Source organism: Nostoc sp. (assembly GCF_036917535.1).
Taxonomy (GTDB): domain Bacteria; phylum Cyanobacteriota; class Cyanobacteriia; order Cyanobacteriales; family Nostocaceae; genus Nostoc.
Genome location: NZ_JBALDA010000050.1, coordinates 24,183 through 43,158 on the forward strand (window position 1 = coordinate 24,183; position 18,976 = coordinate 43,158).

At 41.4% G+C, this 18,976-nt stretch carries 14 protein-coding genes and 1 pseudogene; 4 read left to right on the plus strand and 11 right to left on the minus strand.

The window, feature by feature from the left end; translation table 11 throughout:
* Positions 1-264: 264 nt before the first annotated feature.
* From V7K56_RS16240 to V7K56_RS16265, 6 genes and pseudogenes are all read right to left on the minus strand, one after another.
* Positions 265-3,942, minus strand: a complete 3,678-nt coding sequence (locus V7K56_RS16240) for an eIF2A-related protein (protein ID WP_334911910.1) — start codon at positions 3,940-3,942, stop codon at positions 265-267.
* Between the two features lie 306 nt (positions 3,943-4,248).
* A pseudogene (locus tag V7K56_RS16245) lies at positions 4,249-4,554 on the minus strand (TVP38/TMEM64 family protein); the annotation flags it as partial.
* A gap of 224 nt (positions 4,555-4,778) precedes the next feature.
* Positions 4,779-7,367, minus strand: a complete 2,589-nt coding sequence (locus tag V7K56_RS16250; protein WP_334911911.1) for a two-partner secretion domain-containing protein — start codon at positions 7,365-7,367, stop codon at positions 4,779-4,781.
* Positions 7,368-7,664: 297 nt separating this feature from the next.
* Positions 7,665-8,009, minus strand: coding sequence for a hypothetical protein (locus V7K56_RS16255; protein WP_334911912.1), 345 nt, complete (start codon positions 8,007-8,009; stop codon positions 7,665-7,667).
* Between the two features lie 735 nt (positions 8,010-8,744).
* On the minus strand, positions 8,745-9,476 hold the full coding sequence (locus V7K56_RS16260) for a TIGR04283 family arsenosugar biosynthesis glycosyltransferase (protein WP_334911913.1): 732 nt from the start codon (positions 9,474-9,476) through the stop codon (positions 8,745-8,747).
* On the minus strand, positions 9,473-9,874 hold the full coding sequence (locus V7K56_RS16265; RefSeq protein ID WP_334911914.1) for a CU044_2847 family protein: 402 nt from the start codon (positions 9,872-9,874) through the stop codon (positions 9,473-9,475). The genes V7K56_RS16260 and V7K56_RS16265 overlap by 4 nt, the downstream gene beginning before the upstream one ends.
* Positions 9,875-10,005: 131 nt before the next feature.
* On the opposite strand from V7K56_RS16265, the gene V7K56_RS16270 reads away from it, so the two are divergent.
* Positions 10,006-12,876 (plus strand): nSTAND1 domain-containing NTPase, encoded by a 2,871-nt coding sequence (locus V7K56_RS16270; RefSeq protein ID WP_334911915.1) that lies wholly within the window; start codon positions 10,006-10,008, stop codon positions 12,874-12,876.
* 321 nt (positions 12,877-13,197) lie between these two features.
* On the plus strand, positions 13,198-13,395 hold the full coding sequence (locus tag V7K56_RS16275; protein ID WP_334911916.1) for a hypothetical protein: 198 nt from the start codon (positions 13,198-13,200) through the stop codon (positions 13,393-13,395).
* Here V7K56_RS16275 and V7K56_RS16280 read toward each other — a convergent pair.
* Positions 13,358-13,750 (minus strand): DUF3368 domain-containing protein, encoded by a 393-nt coding sequence (locus V7K56_RS16280; protein ID WP_334911917.1) that lies wholly within the window; start codon positions 13,748-13,750, stop codon positions 13,358-13,360. The genes V7K56_RS16275 and V7K56_RS16280 overlap by 38 nt on opposite strands.
* A gap of 93 nt (positions 13,751-13,843) precedes the next feature.
* Positions 13,844-14,083, minus strand: a complete 240-nt coding sequence (locus V7K56_RS16285; protein WP_334911918.1) for a hypothetical protein — start codon at positions 14,081-14,083, stop codon at positions 13,844-13,846.
* A 251-nt stretch (positions 14,084-14,334) separates the two neighbouring features.
* On the opposite strand from V7K56_RS16285, the gene V7K56_RS16290 reads away from it, so the two are divergent.
* Both V7K56_RS16290 and V7K56_RS16295 read left to right on the plus strand, forming a co-directional pair.
* Positions 14,335-14,751, plus strand: coding sequence for a XisH family protein (locus V7K56_RS16290; protein ID WP_334911919.1), 417 nt, complete (start codon positions 14,335-14,337; stop codon positions 14,749-14,751).
* Entirely contained in the window at positions 14,739-15,080 is a 342-nt protein-coding gene (locus V7K56_RS16295; RefSeq protein WP_334911920.1) for a XisI protein, read from the plus strand. Before V7K56_RS16290 ends, V7K56_RS16295 begins: the two co-directional genes overlap by 13 nt.
* A gap of 73 nt (positions 15,081-15,153) precedes the next feature.
* On the opposite strand, the gene V7K56_RS16300 is transcribed toward V7K56_RS16295, so the two are convergent.
* The 3 genes from V7K56_RS16300 to V7K56_RS16310 all read right to left on the minus strand — a co-directional run bounded on the left by V7K56_RS16300 (position 15,154) and on the right by V7K56_RS16310 (position 18,515).
* Positions 15,154-16,650 (minus strand): aldehyde dehydrogenase family protein, encoded by a 1,497-nt coding sequence (locus V7K56_RS16300; protein ID WP_334911921.1) that lies wholly within the window; start codon positions 16,648-16,650, stop codon positions 15,154-15,156.
* Between the two features lie 166 nt (positions 16,651-16,816).
* Positions 16,817-17,704, minus strand: a complete 888-nt coding sequence (locus tag V7K56_RS16305; protein ID WP_334911922.1) for a pentapeptide repeat-containing protein — start codon at positions 17,702-17,704, stop codon at positions 16,817-16,819.
* Between the two features lie 88 nt (positions 17,705-17,792).
* Complete coding sequence (locus tag V7K56_RS16310; protein ID WP_334911923.1) at positions 17,793-18,515, minus strand: cyclase family protein; 723 nt, start codon at positions 18,513-18,515, stop codon at positions 17,793-17,795.
* Positions 18,516-18,976 lie beyond the last annotated feature (461 nt).

Genomic DNA, 18,976 nt, shown 5'->3' on the forward strand with positions numbered 1-18,976 from the left:
AATACTAAAGTCAACTGCCTTTTAAGGGAATTCAAAATTAAAAATTCAGAATCCCGATAAATTTAGGTGGCTCAATCTTTTATTTATGCTTGTTTAATAATGAATACAGCCTTTGAATTGTTTTGTCCGTTTGAGAATTGACAGATACGATTGAAGTTTTCCTGTATAAACGTTTCAGCAATGGATAATTTACAGTAAAGGGATTAAGGGGGGTAAAGAACATACTTCCTTTAGATGCAAAATGCTGTATTACTCTCTACTTTTCTAATCTTCTTTAATTAAACGGTTGATTTCCTGTTGTGTGAATGGATTCTTCCCAGCGCTCAAAATTTTTACCCAACTTTGGCGTTGTAATTTTCTTTCTTTATCGTCAGTCTGAGCGATGAATGCTTGAAAGTCTTCTATTGCGCCTTGAGTGTTCCCTGTTAGCGCCCTAGCAAGACCACGACTATCACGAGCATTACCATCATCAGGAGCAAGCGCCACAGCTTTTTCACAGGCAGACAATACATCTTTTGCATGATCCCGCAGACTCCCTTGCCGACAAAGGTTGTTCCACGAATCCGCGTCAATTTCTCTGTTGGCAGCGAATTGTTGAGCTTTGGTGTAAGCGACTGCTGCTTCTTTAAACTTACCTTCCTCTATAAGTTTACTTCCCTTATCAATCAGAATTGAAACAGCTTTTTCCTTTAGCTCAAATTCAAGGCTAGGGTCTAGTTGCCATGCAGTTTGAAAAGCTGTAACAGCACCATCAATATTACCTACCTTTACTAAATCCTCACCCTTGTTAGCTTGATTTGCAGCTTCTACTAATGACTTTGCTTTTGCCTCTGGGTCAAATTTTAAGTTGGGATTCCACTTCAAAGCTTTACGAAAAGTAGTAACTGCTTCTTGAGCATCACCTTGTCTTGCTTGCTCCTCACCTTGCCTGATCAGAAATGGCGCTGCTGCCATTAAAATAGGTTGATTTTGGCATACTGATAGTTTTTCCAAGTCTTGAGGATGGGTAACAAAGTAATCGTGCAGCCAAGCACAACCTCTAGCCAACTGTTGATTTAAGCTTTCCACCGGCCACACCCTTGCTGTCTTGTCATCACTTGCAGTCACAATCAGCTTGCCATCGGGGCTAAAACTGGCATTGTTGACTCTTCCCTGATGCCCTTTGAGTTGGGCTAACTGCTTACCCGTTGTGTCCCACACCCTTGCTGTGTTGTCATAACTAGCAGTGACAATCAGCTTGCTATCGGGGCTAAAACTGGCATTGTTGACTCTTCCCTGATGCCCTTTAAGTTGAGCTAACTGCTTACCCGTTGTGTCCCACACCCTTGCTGTGTCATCATAACTAGCAGTGACAATCAGCTTGATATCGGGGCTAAAACTGGCATTGTAGACTATTCCCTGATGCCCTATGAGTTGGGCTAACTGCTTACCCGTTGTGTCCCACACCCTTGCTGTGTTGTCATAACTGGCAGTAACAATCAGCTTGCTATCGGGGCTAAAACTGGCACTTGTGACTGAACTCTGATGCCCTATGAGTTGAGCTAACTGCTTACCCGTTGTGTCCCACACCCTTGCTGTGTTGTCATCACTTTTAGTGACAATCAGCTTGCTATTAGGGCTAAAACTGGCATTGTAGACTATTCCCTGATGCCCTATGAGTTGGGCTAACTGCTTACCCGTTGTGTCCCACACCCTTGCTGTCTTGTCATAACTGGCAGTGACAATCAGCTTGCTATCCGGGCTAAAACTGGCATTGTAGACTATTCCCTGATGCCCTTTGAGTTGAGCTAATTGCTTACCCATTGTGTCCCACACCCTTGCTGTCTTGTCAGTACTGGCAGTCACAATCAGCTTGCTATCCGGGCTAAAACTGGCATTTGCCACTATTCCCTGATGCCCTATGAGTTGGGCTAACTGCTTACCCGTTGTGTCCCACACCCTTGCTGTGTTGTCATAACTAGCAGTGACAATCAGCTTGCTATCCGGGCTAAAACTGGCATTTGTCACTATTCCCTGATGCCCTTTGAGTTGAGCTAATTGCTTATCCGTTGTGTCCCACACCTTTGCTGTGTTGTCATAACTAGCAGTGACAATCAGCTTGCTATCCGGGCTAAAACTGGCATTTATGACTGAACCCTGATGTCCTTTGAGTTGAGCTAACTGCTTACCCGTTGTGTCCCATACCCGCGCTGTCTTGTCATCACTTTCAGTAACAATCAGCTTGCTATCCGGGCTAAAACTGGCATCGTTGACTGAACTCTGATGCCCTTTGAGTTGGGCTAACTGCTTACCCGTTGTGTCCCACACCCTTGCTGTCTTGTCAGCACTGGCAGTGACAATCAGCTTGCTATCGGAGCTAAAACTGGCATTGTAGACTATTCCCTGATGCCCTATAAGTTGGGCTAACTGCTTACCCGTTGTGTCCCACACCCGCGCTGTGTTGTCAGTACTGGCAGTGACAATCAGCTTGCTATCCGGGCTAAAACTGGCATTGTAGACTGAACTCTGATGCCCTTTGAGTTGGGCTAACTGCTTACCCGTTGTGTCCCATACCCTTGCTGTATTGTCAGCACTGGCAGTGACAATCAGCTTGCTATCCGGGCTAAAACTGGCATTGTTAACCGAACGCTGATGCCCTTTGAGTTGGGCTAACTGTTTACCCGTTGTGTCCCATACCCTTGCTGTATTGTCAGCACTGGCAGTGACAATCAGCTTGCTATCCGGGCTAAAACTGGCATTTATGACTGAACCCTGATGCCCTTTGAGTTGAGCTAACTGCTTACCCGTTGTGTCCCACACCCTTGCTGTGTTGTCAGCACTGGCAGTGACAATTAACTTGCTATCCGGGCTAAAACTGGCATTGTTGACCGAACGCTGATGCCCTTTGAGTTGAGCTAACTGCTTACCCGTTGTGTCCCACACCCTTGCTGTGTTGTCATCACTTGCAGTTACAATCAGCTTGCTATTGGGGCTAAAACTGGCATTGTAAACTGTTCCCTGATGCCCTGTAAGCTGCGTCCGTTCTTGAATCCCATCTAAAATTGTTTGTAAAGCTAATATGGGGCTGACGACTGAATATTCTTCTAAAGGGCGACCATCCTTAACCAATTGCTGCAACCCTTGCCCTGCGCTCATAGCTGAGAGTAAGGCTTCTATTGATTGCAACTCAAACTGCTGTTGAGCTGCAACTCCCTCTCGCTCTAGCCTTGTGCCTTCTTGGGCTTCTTGAATAGTTTTGTTTGCCCAGGCTCCAGCTATTGCTGCTGATACCAATGTCACAGCCAGGACGCCAAAACCAATGCGAACCATCTGTCTTGCCTGCTGTCCAGCTTTCATCAATCTTTGATACGCTGCTTCAGCTTCGCGGCTTTTACTAATGTAGTTCTTCTGCTGTTGGGTTGGTTGGGGTTCTTGAGCTGCACTAGAGACAAGCCATTGCTCTGCTGCGTCTAAATCAGTTCCACGTAGCAAAAAGCTGTCGTTACGTCCCTTGTTCTCCCACTCCAGCGCCCGAATCAGCAAGCGCGTATGCCCGCGCACATATTCTAAATTCGTATCAATTGCTTTAATTAGCTGGGGAAAAACAGTGTCGAAATCATCTTGTTCCCGAAAAAACAGCCAGTTGTGCTTGGCAAGGGCAGGGTTAACCTGCTCCATGTCGAAGCCTTCTCGCCGCACAATTGGCACAAGGCGCTTATTATTTTTGACTGCATGTTCAATTTCTTGATGGCAAACTTTAGAAGCAATGGAATCTGGGCTAATTACAAAGACAAAGGTGTTAGTTGCCTCAATCCCGGCTTCAATTTCTGCCCACCAGTCAGCAGTCAAAGGAATATCTTTCCAGTCAACCCAGGTTTCACGATTCTGAGCTTTGAGGGCGTTTTGGAGAGTAACGACGAACTCCTTGTCCCGGCGCGAATAGGAGATAAAAACGTCTGTCATGTAATTTGCTCAGTCTGGGTCTAGGTTAATTTAAACTGGTGAAACTACTAAGTAGAAGACAGGAGACACACTTCGGCTACTTCGACTTCGCTCAGTACAAGTTCGCTCAGTGACTAGGAGGCAGAAGGTAAAATCCTCAACAGTAAAAGGTTTTGCTAGTTTGGATTTTATATTTAATTATGTCCGCTTACTTATAATGTCTGTTTTATTTTTTATTGACAACTGCGATCGCCCCCATTAGGATTTGATTGTATAACAGGGAACAGGTTTAAAAGCCGTTTAGTTTCTATATTAATTTCAGGTTATTTAAGGCTGAGTTTCATCATTGGTTATTTCTGCTACTGCTACACTTTTAGCTAGAGCTTTCTGAGCAATTTTTTTAATATAAACAGTCACAGCAACGGTAGCAATTAAACCCACTATTCGCATTACCCATTGCCAGATTTGAGTTTCTGGAGTAATTGGTTGATGAGATGTATTAATCGTGGCAAAATTCCCAGCTAAAAAACCAATATAAACATACATTACAGTACCGGGAATAATGCCAAAAGAACCTAATATCTAATTTTTAAGAGAAACTTGTGTAAATCCAAAAGTATAATTCAATAAATTGAGAAGTAATGCATTCAAAGCCCGCACATGCCTAAGCGCTACTAGGCATAAATGTAATTATTTCAATTAGCATATTCACCGTAGTTTTTCACATCTGGAGAGGATTTTATTGCACAAAACGTAGGCGTAGCCCGTCGTAGACATCGCTTGAATCAATAACTAACAATTTGGATTAGTATCTCAATAACATAAGCAAGCAAAATGCAGCAAAAGTCTGAGTAATTTTAGCTACCATAACATTGAATTGGGTTCTGTATGGAAGTGTGAGGAGTAGGGGTGGATGAATTAGCACTCAGGACTATTTGTCCAAATGCGTTTAGTGTCGCACCTGTTGCTTCAACAATGCGTTTAGGAGTGGAAGTAGTTGATTCAATCCTAACAGGTGGTAAGGAACGGTTGTTGTTGCGGTGTTTAAGGGATACCCAATCTATTAGTGATGCATCTGGAGTGAGAATGTCTTTGGGATTGGGTGGTAAACCGCCGCGTCCAACGATTACAAATCGGTTTTGGGCGTAACCAGGACTGTAACAACCTTGGGCTATCTTGGTGTCAACTGGTGTTGTTGGCAATTCGGTTAAACCACTGTTGGGGTCAATATCTGGGGTGTTGAGTTCTACAGTGCCTTGTGTACCAAATTCGGAACTAGCAGTGATGTCACTCAAGGAAGTTGGACTTTCACGAAACTGAATACCATAAATGCCAAAGGCTTTGATATCCACTCTCCCACCTTTGCCTGTAAAAGCATTGGCAGTGATGTCGCTGTTTTCATTTGGCACGGCAAGGATGAAGCCATTAGGGGCATCGATGGTGATATTGCCGCCGTTTCCACCAGCCCTTTCAGTGCCTGCGGTGGTGGATATCTGACTGCCACGGTGCATTATCAAAAAGTCCTGCGGTCGCAACTCAATATTACCACCCTCACCTAATGTGGTTGTAGCTGAAATCACTCCTTGGTTGTCTAAGTTGATAGAGCGAGCCTTTACCCAAATTTTACCTGCATCAGCAGTTTGCTCACCTCGTACGCGAGCAAACAAACCACTGGCAGGACCATCATTATCAACTATAATCTGACTCAATTGCTGATTTAAGCGATCAGAGTAAGTCGGATCGCTCCCAGAAATTTTTACGCTGTCAGTGGCTGTTACCGTGATGTCACCTGCACGTCCAGTGCTGAAGGTACTGGTGATGACTTGTCCGCCATTAGTAGCCTTAAGGGTGTTAACATTAACAATGATATTACCGCCTGGGGAGGCATTTCTAGTTCGCGCAGTCAAAACTCCTCCGTCTGATAGGCGTAATTCCCCAGTAGTCACACTAATATTGCCACCCTCACCAGCGCCTTCTTCCTCACTAGAAGTCACCAAGCCACTAGAGTATCCCTCTGTTGGGTCTGCATTAAACCCAGAAATGTTGACAGAGCTAAAAGCATTGACGGGATAGATATTAATATTGCCTGCATTCCCTTCTCCAGTGGTTAAGGACGATATTTGACTACCGTTGGTTAAGTTAAGTTCCCCAGCCGTGATATTGATCGTGCCAGCATCTCCTAACCCAGAAGTATTGCTTGTGACTAAGCTATCTTCAACAGAGACGGTATTTTGAGCATCAATAATCACGTTCCCAGCACGTCCTGCTGTAGAGTTGCTGGTAGTTAGTTGAGAGTTGCTGGTTAAATATAACGACCCAGTTTGAATATTGATGTTACCAGAATTTTTAAGCTCAGTTTTTTTACCTAGACTTATGGTGGAGAGTATAGCGTCGTCGGTTAAGGAGAGCGACCCTGCCTTAATCAGGATACTGCCAGAATTACCTACAGCTGTAAAATCCACGTAATTAAAGATAGAACTGTTGGAGATTTTCATTTCTCCTGTAGCATCAAGCGTAATATTTACTGCTGGAGTGCCATCTGAGTTTAAATCTCTTACTATCCCAGCCTCAAGAGTACTATCTTTCAAAACATCTAATTTTTGTGCGTTGATTGCAATACTACCTCCTCCTTTGTCACTTACTCTAACTTCAGATTCATTCGTAAGTAATACATTTGCTCGTTGTACTTGTACAGGGTAATTTAAACGTAGAGTATTAGCCTCAACATTTAGTCCTATTGTTCCCAATCCTGCAACTCCTCCCAACTCAATTCGACCATCCGGTGCTTTCAATTTTGCGTTATTATCTAAGGTGACATTGCCGCCCACTAACAACAAATTCTGACCGTTATCAACCGATAGAGATGCTCCATTTACTTGAATAGAATTAATCGGCTGATTGACAATTTGATTGAATAGAAAAGCAGAAGGATTCACCGTCAGCAAAGGGTTAAGCGGATTGACGGGTGAAGTCATAGAAAATTCTCCACCACCCGGAAACTGGATCGCATTGGCTGTTGTGACGATAAATGATCCGCCAATATTTAATTTGGCATTTTTTCCAAATATAATGCCGTTGGGATTTATTAAAAAAAGATTAGCTTTACCTTGAGCGCTAATCAATCCTTGAATAACTGATTGATTTCCCCCTGTAACTCGTGAAAAAATATTGACTATCGTTGGGTCATTGAGAAAATTGGCTCTTCCTCCATCAGGAACATCAAAACGATTGAAACTATGGAATAAGTTTCTCTCACCAACGGTTGTACCCCCTCTAATTTGGTAGGTTCTGCCGTCCGTTGACTCCACTTTAGTTCCCAAAAAGGGATCGGGAGTGACCTGAGCAAATGTGTGATCGCCTCCTTCAATTCCAATCGCACCCACTAAAATCATCAAGCCCGACACCCCTAAGTGACAACCGTGACCAAACCAGCTTCTTAAACTCACAAAACTTGTCTCCTATATATAGCAGAGATATTATTATTAGGACGGGAGCAACAGTAGACGATGTAGCGGCAATTCATGAATTGCTGCTACGTGACAAATAGGGTTTCGGCTTGAATGTTGCGAAGAAAAGATGAAACCCTTGCCAGGGCAGAGTGTGAGGGTATTTGGGTTGCATGGTGAAAGTAAGTATTCTTATTTGGTTCTCAATTCTTTCCCTTACACCCTTACACCCAAAAGCCAACCACATTAGAGGTTTGCACTTTTTTAGTGCAATTTCGGTTTCGGCTCTTGTTAGGATCAGGGATTGACCTGATATAGCAGTATGTAGTCAGCTTTACCCTCTTGGAATCGCTGCAAACTTTCTCCATTCTTTCTGACATCGTAAGGGCCAATTTTCGTACTACCTATGTCTATTTCTATGAAAGCTATATCATCAAAATTCACACTTCCACAAAGTGGGGCAGTTTCTCCAGCCCACATATTAGAACTCCAGTTATATGGTATGTTGTTGCCTTGGGCTATCAGCAATACATAGTCAGGATTATTTTCGCCAGCAAGAGTGCTTTTACACACAAGAGATTTTAAAACTAATACTTTATCTTGTGGCACACTGTCTGGGTCATTCTTGTTTAGCTCGCACATACAAACCTCTAAGAAGTAGTAAATCTATGCACTTGTCAATTGCTTGCTAAAAGGATGTTTCAAAAATAACGAATTATACTAAAAATCTCACTTCCATTCCTCTCCCCAGAGGTAAGACTTGCTCAAGGGATTGGGTTTAGAAGGTATTGCTGTTATTAACAATACTTTTCAAACATCCTCTTATGATTAACAGAGACTAACGTCAAAATAGCGCTATTAACATTTTCTCTATCAATATCAATCAAAATTTTAATATGATGTTAACACACGCTTTCAGTGAAATCACGATTATCTTTACAAACTATAAAGCCCAATAATCGGTGCATCGGCAAATTTTGATAAACTAAAAGCTGTTAACAAATTAACCCAATCCCCAGTAACCACACCTGAATTAGTACGTCGCATTTGGGCTAAATTAGTTACAGCATCCTGCTAAATATGGTTGACAGCAGAGGCAGTATATGCTTTTATTTTTGCAGTCTTTAACTGACTTTCAAGCTCGCTTGTTAGCGGCATCTGTTGCACCCATGCTTTAACATAAAAAGGAGTAAAATGTGGTTTGGCGATCGCAAAGCAACTCCTTGGGAGTCAGGCTTCCTCATTTTTATAAGTTTCGTGTTCAGAGCCTGAAGTTTTATATTCAAAACCTGAAGTTTCAGCTTCAAAGACTCAACACCGAAGCTCAACACTTCAAATCCAATGACCCCAAGATATACTACCTACACGAGAAACAGCTTAAACCCTCTTAAATTTTTCTCGGCGATACCAGCGACGAATTCGCTCAGGTGAAACGCCAAGTAAATAAGCAATAATTACTATTTGATTGAGTAGCGTAGTTTTGAATACTCCCTTTTGCAACCATCTACGAGCTGAGGTAACAACTGGTGTGGAGATAATTGCAATATGTCCTTTCGCTTTTAAACGACGCATGAATTCAAAGTCTTCCATGATAGGCAATTCGGGAAAAGTGCCGATTTGCTGAAATACTGCTTTTGTTAAAAAAATTGCTTGGTCGCCATAAGGAATTTGGTAAAAATGCGTAGGCATAGCCCGTCGTAGACATTGCAAATTTACTCCCCACTCCACCCATCGTAAACTTAAAAGTGACGCATCAATCCACAACTTAAAAGCACCAGCCACAGTCTCAGGCTGTTTTAGTGCTGTGCGAATCATCTCATCAAACCCCGTTGGCAAACGGGTATCTGCATGAAGAAATAACAGAATCTCACTGCTAGCCGCTAAAGCACCAGCGTTCATTTGAATAGCACGACCGGGAGATGATGAAATAACTTTGACACCTAAAGACTGGGCTATTTCTACTGTGTCATCCTTTGAGTCACCATCTACTACTATGACTTCTATATTTAAATTAGGTTGAGTAGTCGCAATTGCTTCTTTAATATTTCTTGCTTCATTAATAACTGGAATAATAATCGAAATTTTACCAGCACCAATATTCTGACTCATGATTGCTGAGTTTGTTTTTCCAATTGGTCAGGAAATGAACACTCTACCGTTACCTTAAGATTGCTTTCAGCCGTGCCTTTAGTTACGTAAGGTATACCTGCTTCACCGCCAACTTTGATGCCAAATTCTAGAGTAACTTTATCAATATTAGCAACAGGGATTTTCTTAAAAGCATTAAGTGAATAAACAGTGTAAGCCCGAATTGTACCTTCAATTGCTTGGAAATTTTGCACTATCTGTTTTTGTGCAGCATCAGCATCCCATCCCTTATCAATTAGTGCTTCTTCTTCTCCCTCTGGAGAAACTTCGGTAATGACTGCTGGAGCATCTATATTATCTGTAGCTTCAACGTAAATAATCGTGCCATCTTCTAACTGAATAGGTGTAAGTTGAGTCATAGGATAAATCTTGCCTAAAAGAATTGCGTGTAGGGTAGCCCAGATGTGCTAACTACAAATTTTTACGGAAAATGCGGTAAATTTCTTGTAGCTGGAAATAATTCGGCACAACTATCATAGGGTTTTCTAAGATGAGTCGAGACGCTTTGGTGGTGGGAATTAATACGTATGACCGCTTAAAATGTCTCAACGCACCAGCTACGGATGCTGAAGCGATCGCTCAAATCTTACAACAATATGGTGAATTTCGGGTAACGCGGCTGCCAGCAGTCAAAGACAAGGAAAATGAGACGATTCGCATTGGTAAGCAAACTAAAGTTAGTTTAACTCAGTTAGAAAGAGCGATCGCCCAATTGTTTAAGCCAGACGGAAAGCCGCCAGACACCGCGCTGTTGTATTTTTCTGGTCATGGATTGCGGAAAAATTTAGGAATTCAGGAAGGTTATTTAGCGACGAGTGAAGTCAACCCCGATGCGGGTAATTGGGGACTATCTCTACAATGGCTGCGGCGACTGCTGCAAGAAAGTGAAGTCAGACAACAAATTGTAATTTTGGATTGCTGCTATAGCGGGGAAGTGCTAAATTTTGCAGAGGCAGATCCAGGCGATCGCGGTAAAGGCAGAGACAGGTGTTTTATTGCGGCTTCTCGTGATTTTGAAGTAGCTTTTGAAGAGATTAACAGCCAACACAGCGTTCTCACCGCCTCACTGCTCAAAGGTTTGGAACCAAAACAAGACCGTTGGGTGAGTAACTACACCTTAGTAGACTTGCTCAACCAAGAACATCACCCGTTTCCCCAGCGTCCCATTTTTGCTAACTCTGGTGAAGCAATTAATCTCACCCGCAAATGGAATTCCTCTGTTGTTAACTCCACCGTACAGGTATCAACTATTTGTCCTTACAAAGGGTTGTCTCATTTTGATTGCACAGAAGCAGATGCCAACTTATTTTATGGCAGAACAGCGTTAACCGACGAATTATTAGAAAAAGTGCGATCGGGTAATTTCCTTGCTGTGTTGGGAGCGTCAGGAAGTGGTAAGTCTAGTGTTGTCAGAGCGGGTTTACTTTATCAATTAAAGTTAGGACGTAGGTTATCAGGTAGCGATACTTGGCAGTTGAAAATATTTCGACCAGGGATTAATCCCTTACAAAATTTAGCACTGGCATTTGTAGAATTAGAATTATCAGATATTGACCGAGCCTCACAATTAACAAAAGCTGAAGAATTAATAGCTAGAGGCGCAGTTGGTTTAGGACAGTTGATTACTGCTAGCCAAAATCAGCGGGTGATGCTAGTGGTAGATCAGTTTGAGGAAGCTTTTACTCAATGTCAAAACATTACAAAACGACAGCAGTTTTTTGAATGTGTGCTAGGTGCTTTGCAACGAGATGACAATAAACTCTGCCTAATAATTACAATGCGGGCTGATTTCTTTGGCAAATGTCTTGAACAAGAGTATGGCGGACTAGCTAAGAAGATTCAAGAGCATTTAGTAACAGTAACACCGATGAATAAGGAGGAATTAGAAATAGCAATTATCAAACCTGCCCAACAGGTGAACTTAGCAGTAAAACCGGAATTAGTTTCTCAAATGATTGCAGATGTAGAAAATTCACCGGGGAGTTTACCGTTGTTGCAGTACACGCTGACAGAACTGTGGAAGCAAAGGACTGAGGAACGATTAACTCTTAGCGCCTATACCAAACTGGGTGGAGTTAGGGGAACATTACAAAAACGCGCTACAGAATTTTATGAGTTGTTATCACCAGAGGAACAGCAGGCAACCAAGCGGATTTTTTTAGAATTGACGCAGTTGGGAGAAGGAACAGAAGACACACGCAGACAGGTTTTGCAACGAGATTTAGTTACTTCACAGTATCCAGAAGCTGTGATTAATAAGGTAATTCAACGCTTAGCAGATGAGAAATTAGTTGTCACCAGTACCGTAACAGAGAAAGAATCTGGTTCTGGTCAAGTTGCTGTAGTAGATGTGGCTCATGAAGCATTGATTCGCCATTGGTCGTTGTTGCATAAGTGGGTGAATGAAAGTCGAGAGTATCTTATACAAAAGCGAAAAATTGAGGCAACGGCTTATGAGTGGCAAAAAAAGGGGAAGGCGAAAGACTATCTCCTCCAAGGAAAACCCTTGACAGATGCCAAGGCGTTTCAGAACAAGCAATCTGCAAACCTGCGGCTATCTGACCAAGCTCTTGAGTTTATTCAAAAAAGCATTAAGCAAAAATGGAATAATCGCCTTAAGCTCGTTGGGTTTGGCTTAACTATTATAGTTCTTGCTGTAGGTAGAAGCAATTATCCGTATTTTAGCTATGGTGAGAAGCTGTTCATAGTAGAGGGGTTTCGAGTGCTTAGCGTACAGGAAGAGGAAGAAAGAAAAAAAGCAATTGAAACACTAGTAAAAGGAAATAGCAGCCTATCTAAAATCAGCCTCAGTAATGCTGATCTTAGATATGCTGAACTCAGCAATGCCAAATTTCACGGTTTCAACCTCAGTGGTGCCAACCTTAGCAGTGCCAACCTTAGCGATGCCGACCTTAGCAATGCAGATTTGAGCAATGCTGACCTAAGATATGCTAACCTAAGAGATGCCAATTTTAGCGGTGCCAACCTGAGAAATGCCAACCTCGGTCATGCCAACCTCGGTGGTATCTCACTATTCAACACCAACCTTAGCGATACCAACCTCAACGATGTTGACTTTAGCGATGCCAACCTCAAAAATACCAACCTCTACGATGCCGACCTTAGCAATGCAGATCTGAGGAATGCCAAACTAGTCAATGTCAACCTCAGTGGTGCTGACCTCAGATCTGCCAATTTCAAAAGTGCCTATCTCAAAGGTACTAACCTCAAAGATACTAACCTCAGGGCTGCTAAAAGCTTAACTTCTGAGCAAGTTAAATCTGCTAAGAATTGGGATAAGGCTAAATATGATGAGGTTTTTCGTGCCAAGCTCGGTTTACCACCAGAACCAGCTAAGTGAATACTTTGGGGTTGTGTTTTTACTTTTAACCAATCCTGCAACGCAACTTTTTGCAAACTTTTTCTACTCTACATTATTCGACTAAAAGTAGTTGTTTTGCGGTCTTTTTTGCGTTTTTAAGCAAAACAAAAAGATTTATTTGTTAGAGCGAGCAAAGCTCACAAGACTTAGAGATTATTTTGCTCGCAATGAGTTTTTATAATTAAGCGATCGCACAGCTAATCTGAAAAAATGGTATCAAAGAGTGATCGCAACACATAGAGATTGCTTTGCTGGCAATGAGTTTTTATAATTAAGCGATCGCACAGCTAATCTGAAAAAATGGTATCAAAGAGCGATCGCAAGGCTCAAACATTGCTTCGCTGGCAATTAGTTTTTATAATTAGGCGATCGCAGCAGACAAAAATGAACTCTGAAGCAACTTCTGTCAACCCTGAAGTAGTTTTTGCGAACCCTGAAGCAACTTCTGCGAACTCTGCATCTAATCTGAGAAAATGGCATCAAAGAGCGATCGCTTGACTCTGAAATTCATTGCCAGGATGTCTTGATACAATTGGTCTGTGCTACTAATGGTGATTTTGCCATCTACCTGAAGTTTCTTGATGACTGCTAAGGTTCCCTTAACATTTAATCCCAGTCGAGTTGCTTCTTTTCTGGCTGCGAAGTCATCTAAAATTATGTAGTCTGTTTGTAACTCAGTACCTAAAGCAATGGCCTCTGATTCTCCTCTCCCTAGTCGTATATTTAGACGATTGGCTAAGGAAAGTAATTGAATTTCTTTGACTAATATTTTCTCGACATCAATTAAAGCTTTTACCTGCTGACTAGCTGCATCAGATTTAGCACTGATTTCTTCTGCAACAAAATTTGGCAAAAAAAGTCATCGTCAGAATCTAGAAAAATATCAAGAAATTCCAGACACGATAAAAAGATTAATGGAGAAGAATTAAAACAACCTTCACACACCCTACCAATCCTTCTCTATAGCGATATCTTGTTCAGTCAAGTAAGAAAATTCCAGCCCCATCAAATCTAATAGCTCAATAAATACATCAGGTTTTATTTCCATGATTTCTGCGGCTTTTTTCAAACTAATAACTCTCGAAAATAACGCCCCTATCACAAACAAAAATGTTTCTTTTTGCTCAATATTATTAAACAATTGAATTTCTGAGGCAACACTTCTTAATTCTTCCTTACTAGTCATAGGTATTTCAAGCTACTGACTGAATATCTTCTAGATTATCCCAAACTTCTGCAAGCGATGTCTAACGACAACCGAAATGGGCGGTTATTGCACGTCAGTTGATTCCGAGAAAAATTTTCGTATCAAACTGGGTTTACTACCAGAACCAGGTAAGTTACTTCCAAAGAACGAATTATCACAAACATAACCGCCTTTAGTACAATTATATTAACTATCCCAATAGCTGCTTCCTCTAGATTATCAGGGAAAAAATGCCAGCAAAAGATGTATACCATGATGCGGTTAAAAATGCCTTAATTAAAGATGGTTGGATAATTACAGCCGATCCTTATCCGATAAAATATGAAGAAGTTAAACTATTTGCTGATCTAGCTGGTGAAAAAACCATTGCCGCAAGTAGAGAAGGAAAACAAATTGTTATTGAAATTAAAAGTTTTCTGAGCCGTTCTCCTATGCGTGATTTTGAAACCGCATTAGGTCAGTATCTCATTTATAAAGCTCTACTTTCTCTTGAATATCCTGAACAGCAATTATATTTGGCAATAAGTGAAATCATTTATGAAGATTTCTTTCAAAAAGTTGCAATTAAATTAATTTTGGCAAAGTATCAAGTTTTACTATTAGTTATTAATATGAATCAACAGGAGATTGTAAAATGGATAAGTTAACTCAACATCAAAAGACAATTAAGCAAATATTAACAGAGTATCAAAGAATATCTTCACAAGTTCCTGTTGTTGATATAGATGAAGTATTAATGTTTGATGATGAGAGAAGTCAATATTTGTGGTTCAATATTGGTTGGAAACAAGGGAAAAGAGTTAAAGGAATTTCTGTCTATATTCGCATCAAAAATGAGAAAATTTATATTGAAGAAGATTTGACTGAGGAAGGAATAGCAACTGAGTTAATACGTTTAAATGTTCCTGCCAGTGATATTGTCTTAGCTTTTCAGCCTCCAGAAGCGAGGAAATACACTGAGTTTGCAACCGTTTAAAGCAGCAGAGCAGATTCAAATTTAAGGAGGGTTAGGGATAATCAAACCTTAACCCAAGTCCATTTGCAGATAATTAACTACGATTATCTATCTGAGCGCGTTGTAAACTTCCAGAGAAGTCAACATAGACACTTTTCCATTCTGTGAAAACATCCAAAGCAGTAGTTCCAGCTTCGCGGTGTCCGTTACCAGTTTGTTTCACACCACCAAAGGGTAAGTGTACCTCTGCCCCAATAGTCGGGCCGTTAATATAGGTGATACCTGCTTCGATGTCGCGCATGGCAGTAAAAGCCCGATTGATATCGCGGGTGTAAACTGAAGAAGAAAGACCATAATTGCTATCGTTGAGAATTGCGATCGCATCCTCAAAGGAGCTAACCTCAATTAATGCCACCACTGGCCCAAATATCTCTTCACGAGCAACGCGCATATCAGGAGTTACATCAGTCAAAATAGTTGGTTGAAAGAAATAACCGTTTTTCAATGAGCCTTCACTAGCAATTTCCCCACCAATTAAAACCTTTGCTCCTTCCTCACGAGCGATATTCAAATACTTGCTTACCTGTTGGAGTTGCTTTTCATTGACTATCGGGCCAATATCTGTATCAGAGTCAGTGCCAGCACCCAAGCGTAACTTACTGGTACGCTCATAAAGCATAGCGGTAAATTTTTCCTTGATATCACGATGCAAAATCAGCCGACTAGTAGCCGTACACCGTTGCCCAGTTGTCCCAAACGCTCCCCACACTGCACCATCAAGAGCAAGTTCTAAATCGGCATCTTCCATCACCACTTGAGCGTTTTTACCACCCATTTCCAAACAGACACGTTTGTAAGTGCGTCCGCAAGTAGCGCCGACAAAAGCACCCGTTTCTGAAGAACCAGTAAACGATACTAAATCAACATCAGGATGCTCAACTAAAGCTTTCCCCGCCTCTTCTCCCACACCATGCACCAAGTTAATTACTCCTGGTGGTAAACCTGCTTCTTGAAAAATTTCAATCAATTTAGTTGCACAGGCGGAAGTATCTTCAGCAGGTTTGAGGATGACTGTATTGCCACACACCAAGGCTGGCATAGCTTTCCAGCAAGGAATTGCTACCGGGAAATTCCAGGGAGTAATTAAGGCACAGATTCCGATGGGCATCCGCATAGTCATGGCGAATTTATTGGACATTTCCGAGGGTGTGGTTTGCCCAAATAGTCGCCTTCCTTCGCCAGCAGTGTAAAAGGCACAGTCAATACCTTCTTGGACATCTCCCCTAGCTTCCGTCAAGGGTTTACCCATTTCCCGACTGATTAACTGGGCAAGTTCTTCTTTATGCTGGAGTAATATTTCCCCAACGCGAAAGATGTATTCTGCCCTCGCAGGGGCCGGGACTTGGCGCCAACTGCGGTAGGCTTTGCGGGCAGCGGCTACCGCTGTATCTACATCTTTAACTTGAGAACGGGGAAATGTGGCAACGACTTCGGTTTTGTCGGCAGGGTTGCGACTTTCTAGGGTTGCTTCTCCTACAGCACTCAACCATTGACCGTCTATATAATTACGGCAAGATAGTGGAGTTATCATCACAAACACCTCCGAATGATAATTTAGTGGAATTTGTGTACTAAGCTTGCTTACTTTCTACGTTATCGTCAAGTCAGGAGTCAGGTTTTTATCTCACCCAAAGGTAAAGCAGGGCGGTTTTACAGATTGATACTGTTGACTTCATTGCATTTGTTCAACTGCATTTTTAACATCCTTTATTTCTAGTACTTCCATCTGGCATAATCGTTCTACAAAAGATTGCACCATCAAAGCAACACCCGTGGTTATTAGCTTCTTCATATAAATATGCTTCTTGAAAACTTACGTCACTTAAATTAACGGCAATGAAGGAATTATCAGCTAAACCTGCTTCCTTAAAAACAGAACCACTCAAATCAGCAAAATCAAAAAAAGATTTTTGAATATTTGAACTTTCAAAATTACAGTTTCTCAATTCAGCATAACGTAGCTCACAGTCTGAAACCCATCTGAAATGAAGAGTACTGTAACTTAATTTAATTCCTGTCAAATCTAAAGAACGTTCAAACGTAAAAATTCTCTCTCCTGAGTCATAGCATTTTTGTAATGACTCAACAGCCTTGCTAGGTTGATAGTGATAACTTTCAATTTTTCCATTAGGTAATATAGCTTCATGAAAAATTACGTCAGTGTAATTCCAATCCCAATTAGCGTTTAGAAAAATTGTTTGGCGACAGAAAGAACCTGATAAATTACATTCCTGTATCGTTGCTGAGGTTAAATTCGTTCTAACTAAACTAGAGTCACAAAGAAACGTTTTGATTAAATCAGCATTGGTTAAATTACTTTCGTTAAAGTTAGTTGCCTCTATTTGTGAGTTACTTAAATTAACATTGGTTAAATTGGCAGAACCTAAGTAGCAAAATCTCAGATTAGCACCGCTTATGTTTGCACTGCTTAAATTGGTTCCCATCAAACAAGTAGATTCAAGCCAAGCTTGATTGAGATTGATGTCACTCAAATCAAGGTGATTTAGCTGAAGACCTTTCAAAACGACTTTAGAAAAATCTCGTTCTCCTGATTCATAACGTCTGAGAAGCTCTTCAGCATTCATTACAAGTTACACCGTTTGATTGCCCTGTATATCATTATTATTAAGTATCAATTCTGAATTCCGACTCTTGAGTTCTGAATTCTTTGCCTTAAGGCACGAACGCCAATACCCCCACAGGAGAACCAGAACCACCACGTAACCTCAGAACTGCGATCGCTAGAGTAGTACCTTTAGGTGGCAGTTGATCCAAATTTGTCAGATTCTCTAACACAATGCGCGGTTGTTCTAAAATTAGGCGGTTAATCGTAAAACTGTTATCCTGTCCGGGGTCTACACCATGAGTATCAATTCCTACCCCAATTATTTGCCGTTGATCAAGTAAAAATTGAGTTGCATCGCTGCCAAATCCAGGAAAGTGGGGAATCCCTTGAGCATCATGATTTAGGAATGCACTTTTATCCAACCACTTTTTTTGCCAACCAGTATACAGTATAACTACGCAGCCACCAGAAATTTCACCGTATTCTGCTTCCCAAACCAAAATATCAGCAATAGTCAGGGCATAATCAGGATTTACTGCTGTAGCTTGACAAACATTTATGACTACCGCAGGTACAACCAAAGACTGGGCTGGGTATTGGTCAATTCCCACAGCAGAACTATGAAAACTATTAGGGGCGTTGATATGAGTAGCACTATGTTCCCCCAAAGAGAAACGCCGCAGGTAATAGCCATCATTATTTAGTTCAGCCACAGTTTCAAATTCTACTGTGGGATCTCCAGACCATTGGGGAATATCTACGTCAATTACATGACTTAGGTGGATAACGCGTGTGTAGGTGATACTATTTTGACTTTGCGGTTGTATCATCCAGCCTTCTATTTTATTTATACTCAGGGATTTTTTTGTCAGGTGCGTAGGTGCAGTTCATTGTGTACATTATCTGGATTGGCTACGCCTACGCAAAGATAGTACTACCATTACAACTTTTTTCCAACCTAATTCCCTATACTTAAAGAAATAATCCCCCCAATTCCTGTAAATTTTAGGTTATTGAGGGGGTTCAAATGTTGCAGCAAAAAGTGAGTTGATCTTAGTTAACAACTATTAGGTTAATTTTTGATTAAGCTTAGATTAAGATTAGATATCTCCAGAAATTAAATATGCGTTATCCAGAACCTTGTAGAGACGTAGCAGTGCTACATCTCTACATTTTTTTCACTCATTCATATCTGTATTTTGTTGATACCAAACCCAGTTAATCACTTATGATTACCGAATCTGTGCAAAAATCCCAACCCAAAAGCCTTTTTCCCGGTGCTACTTGCCCT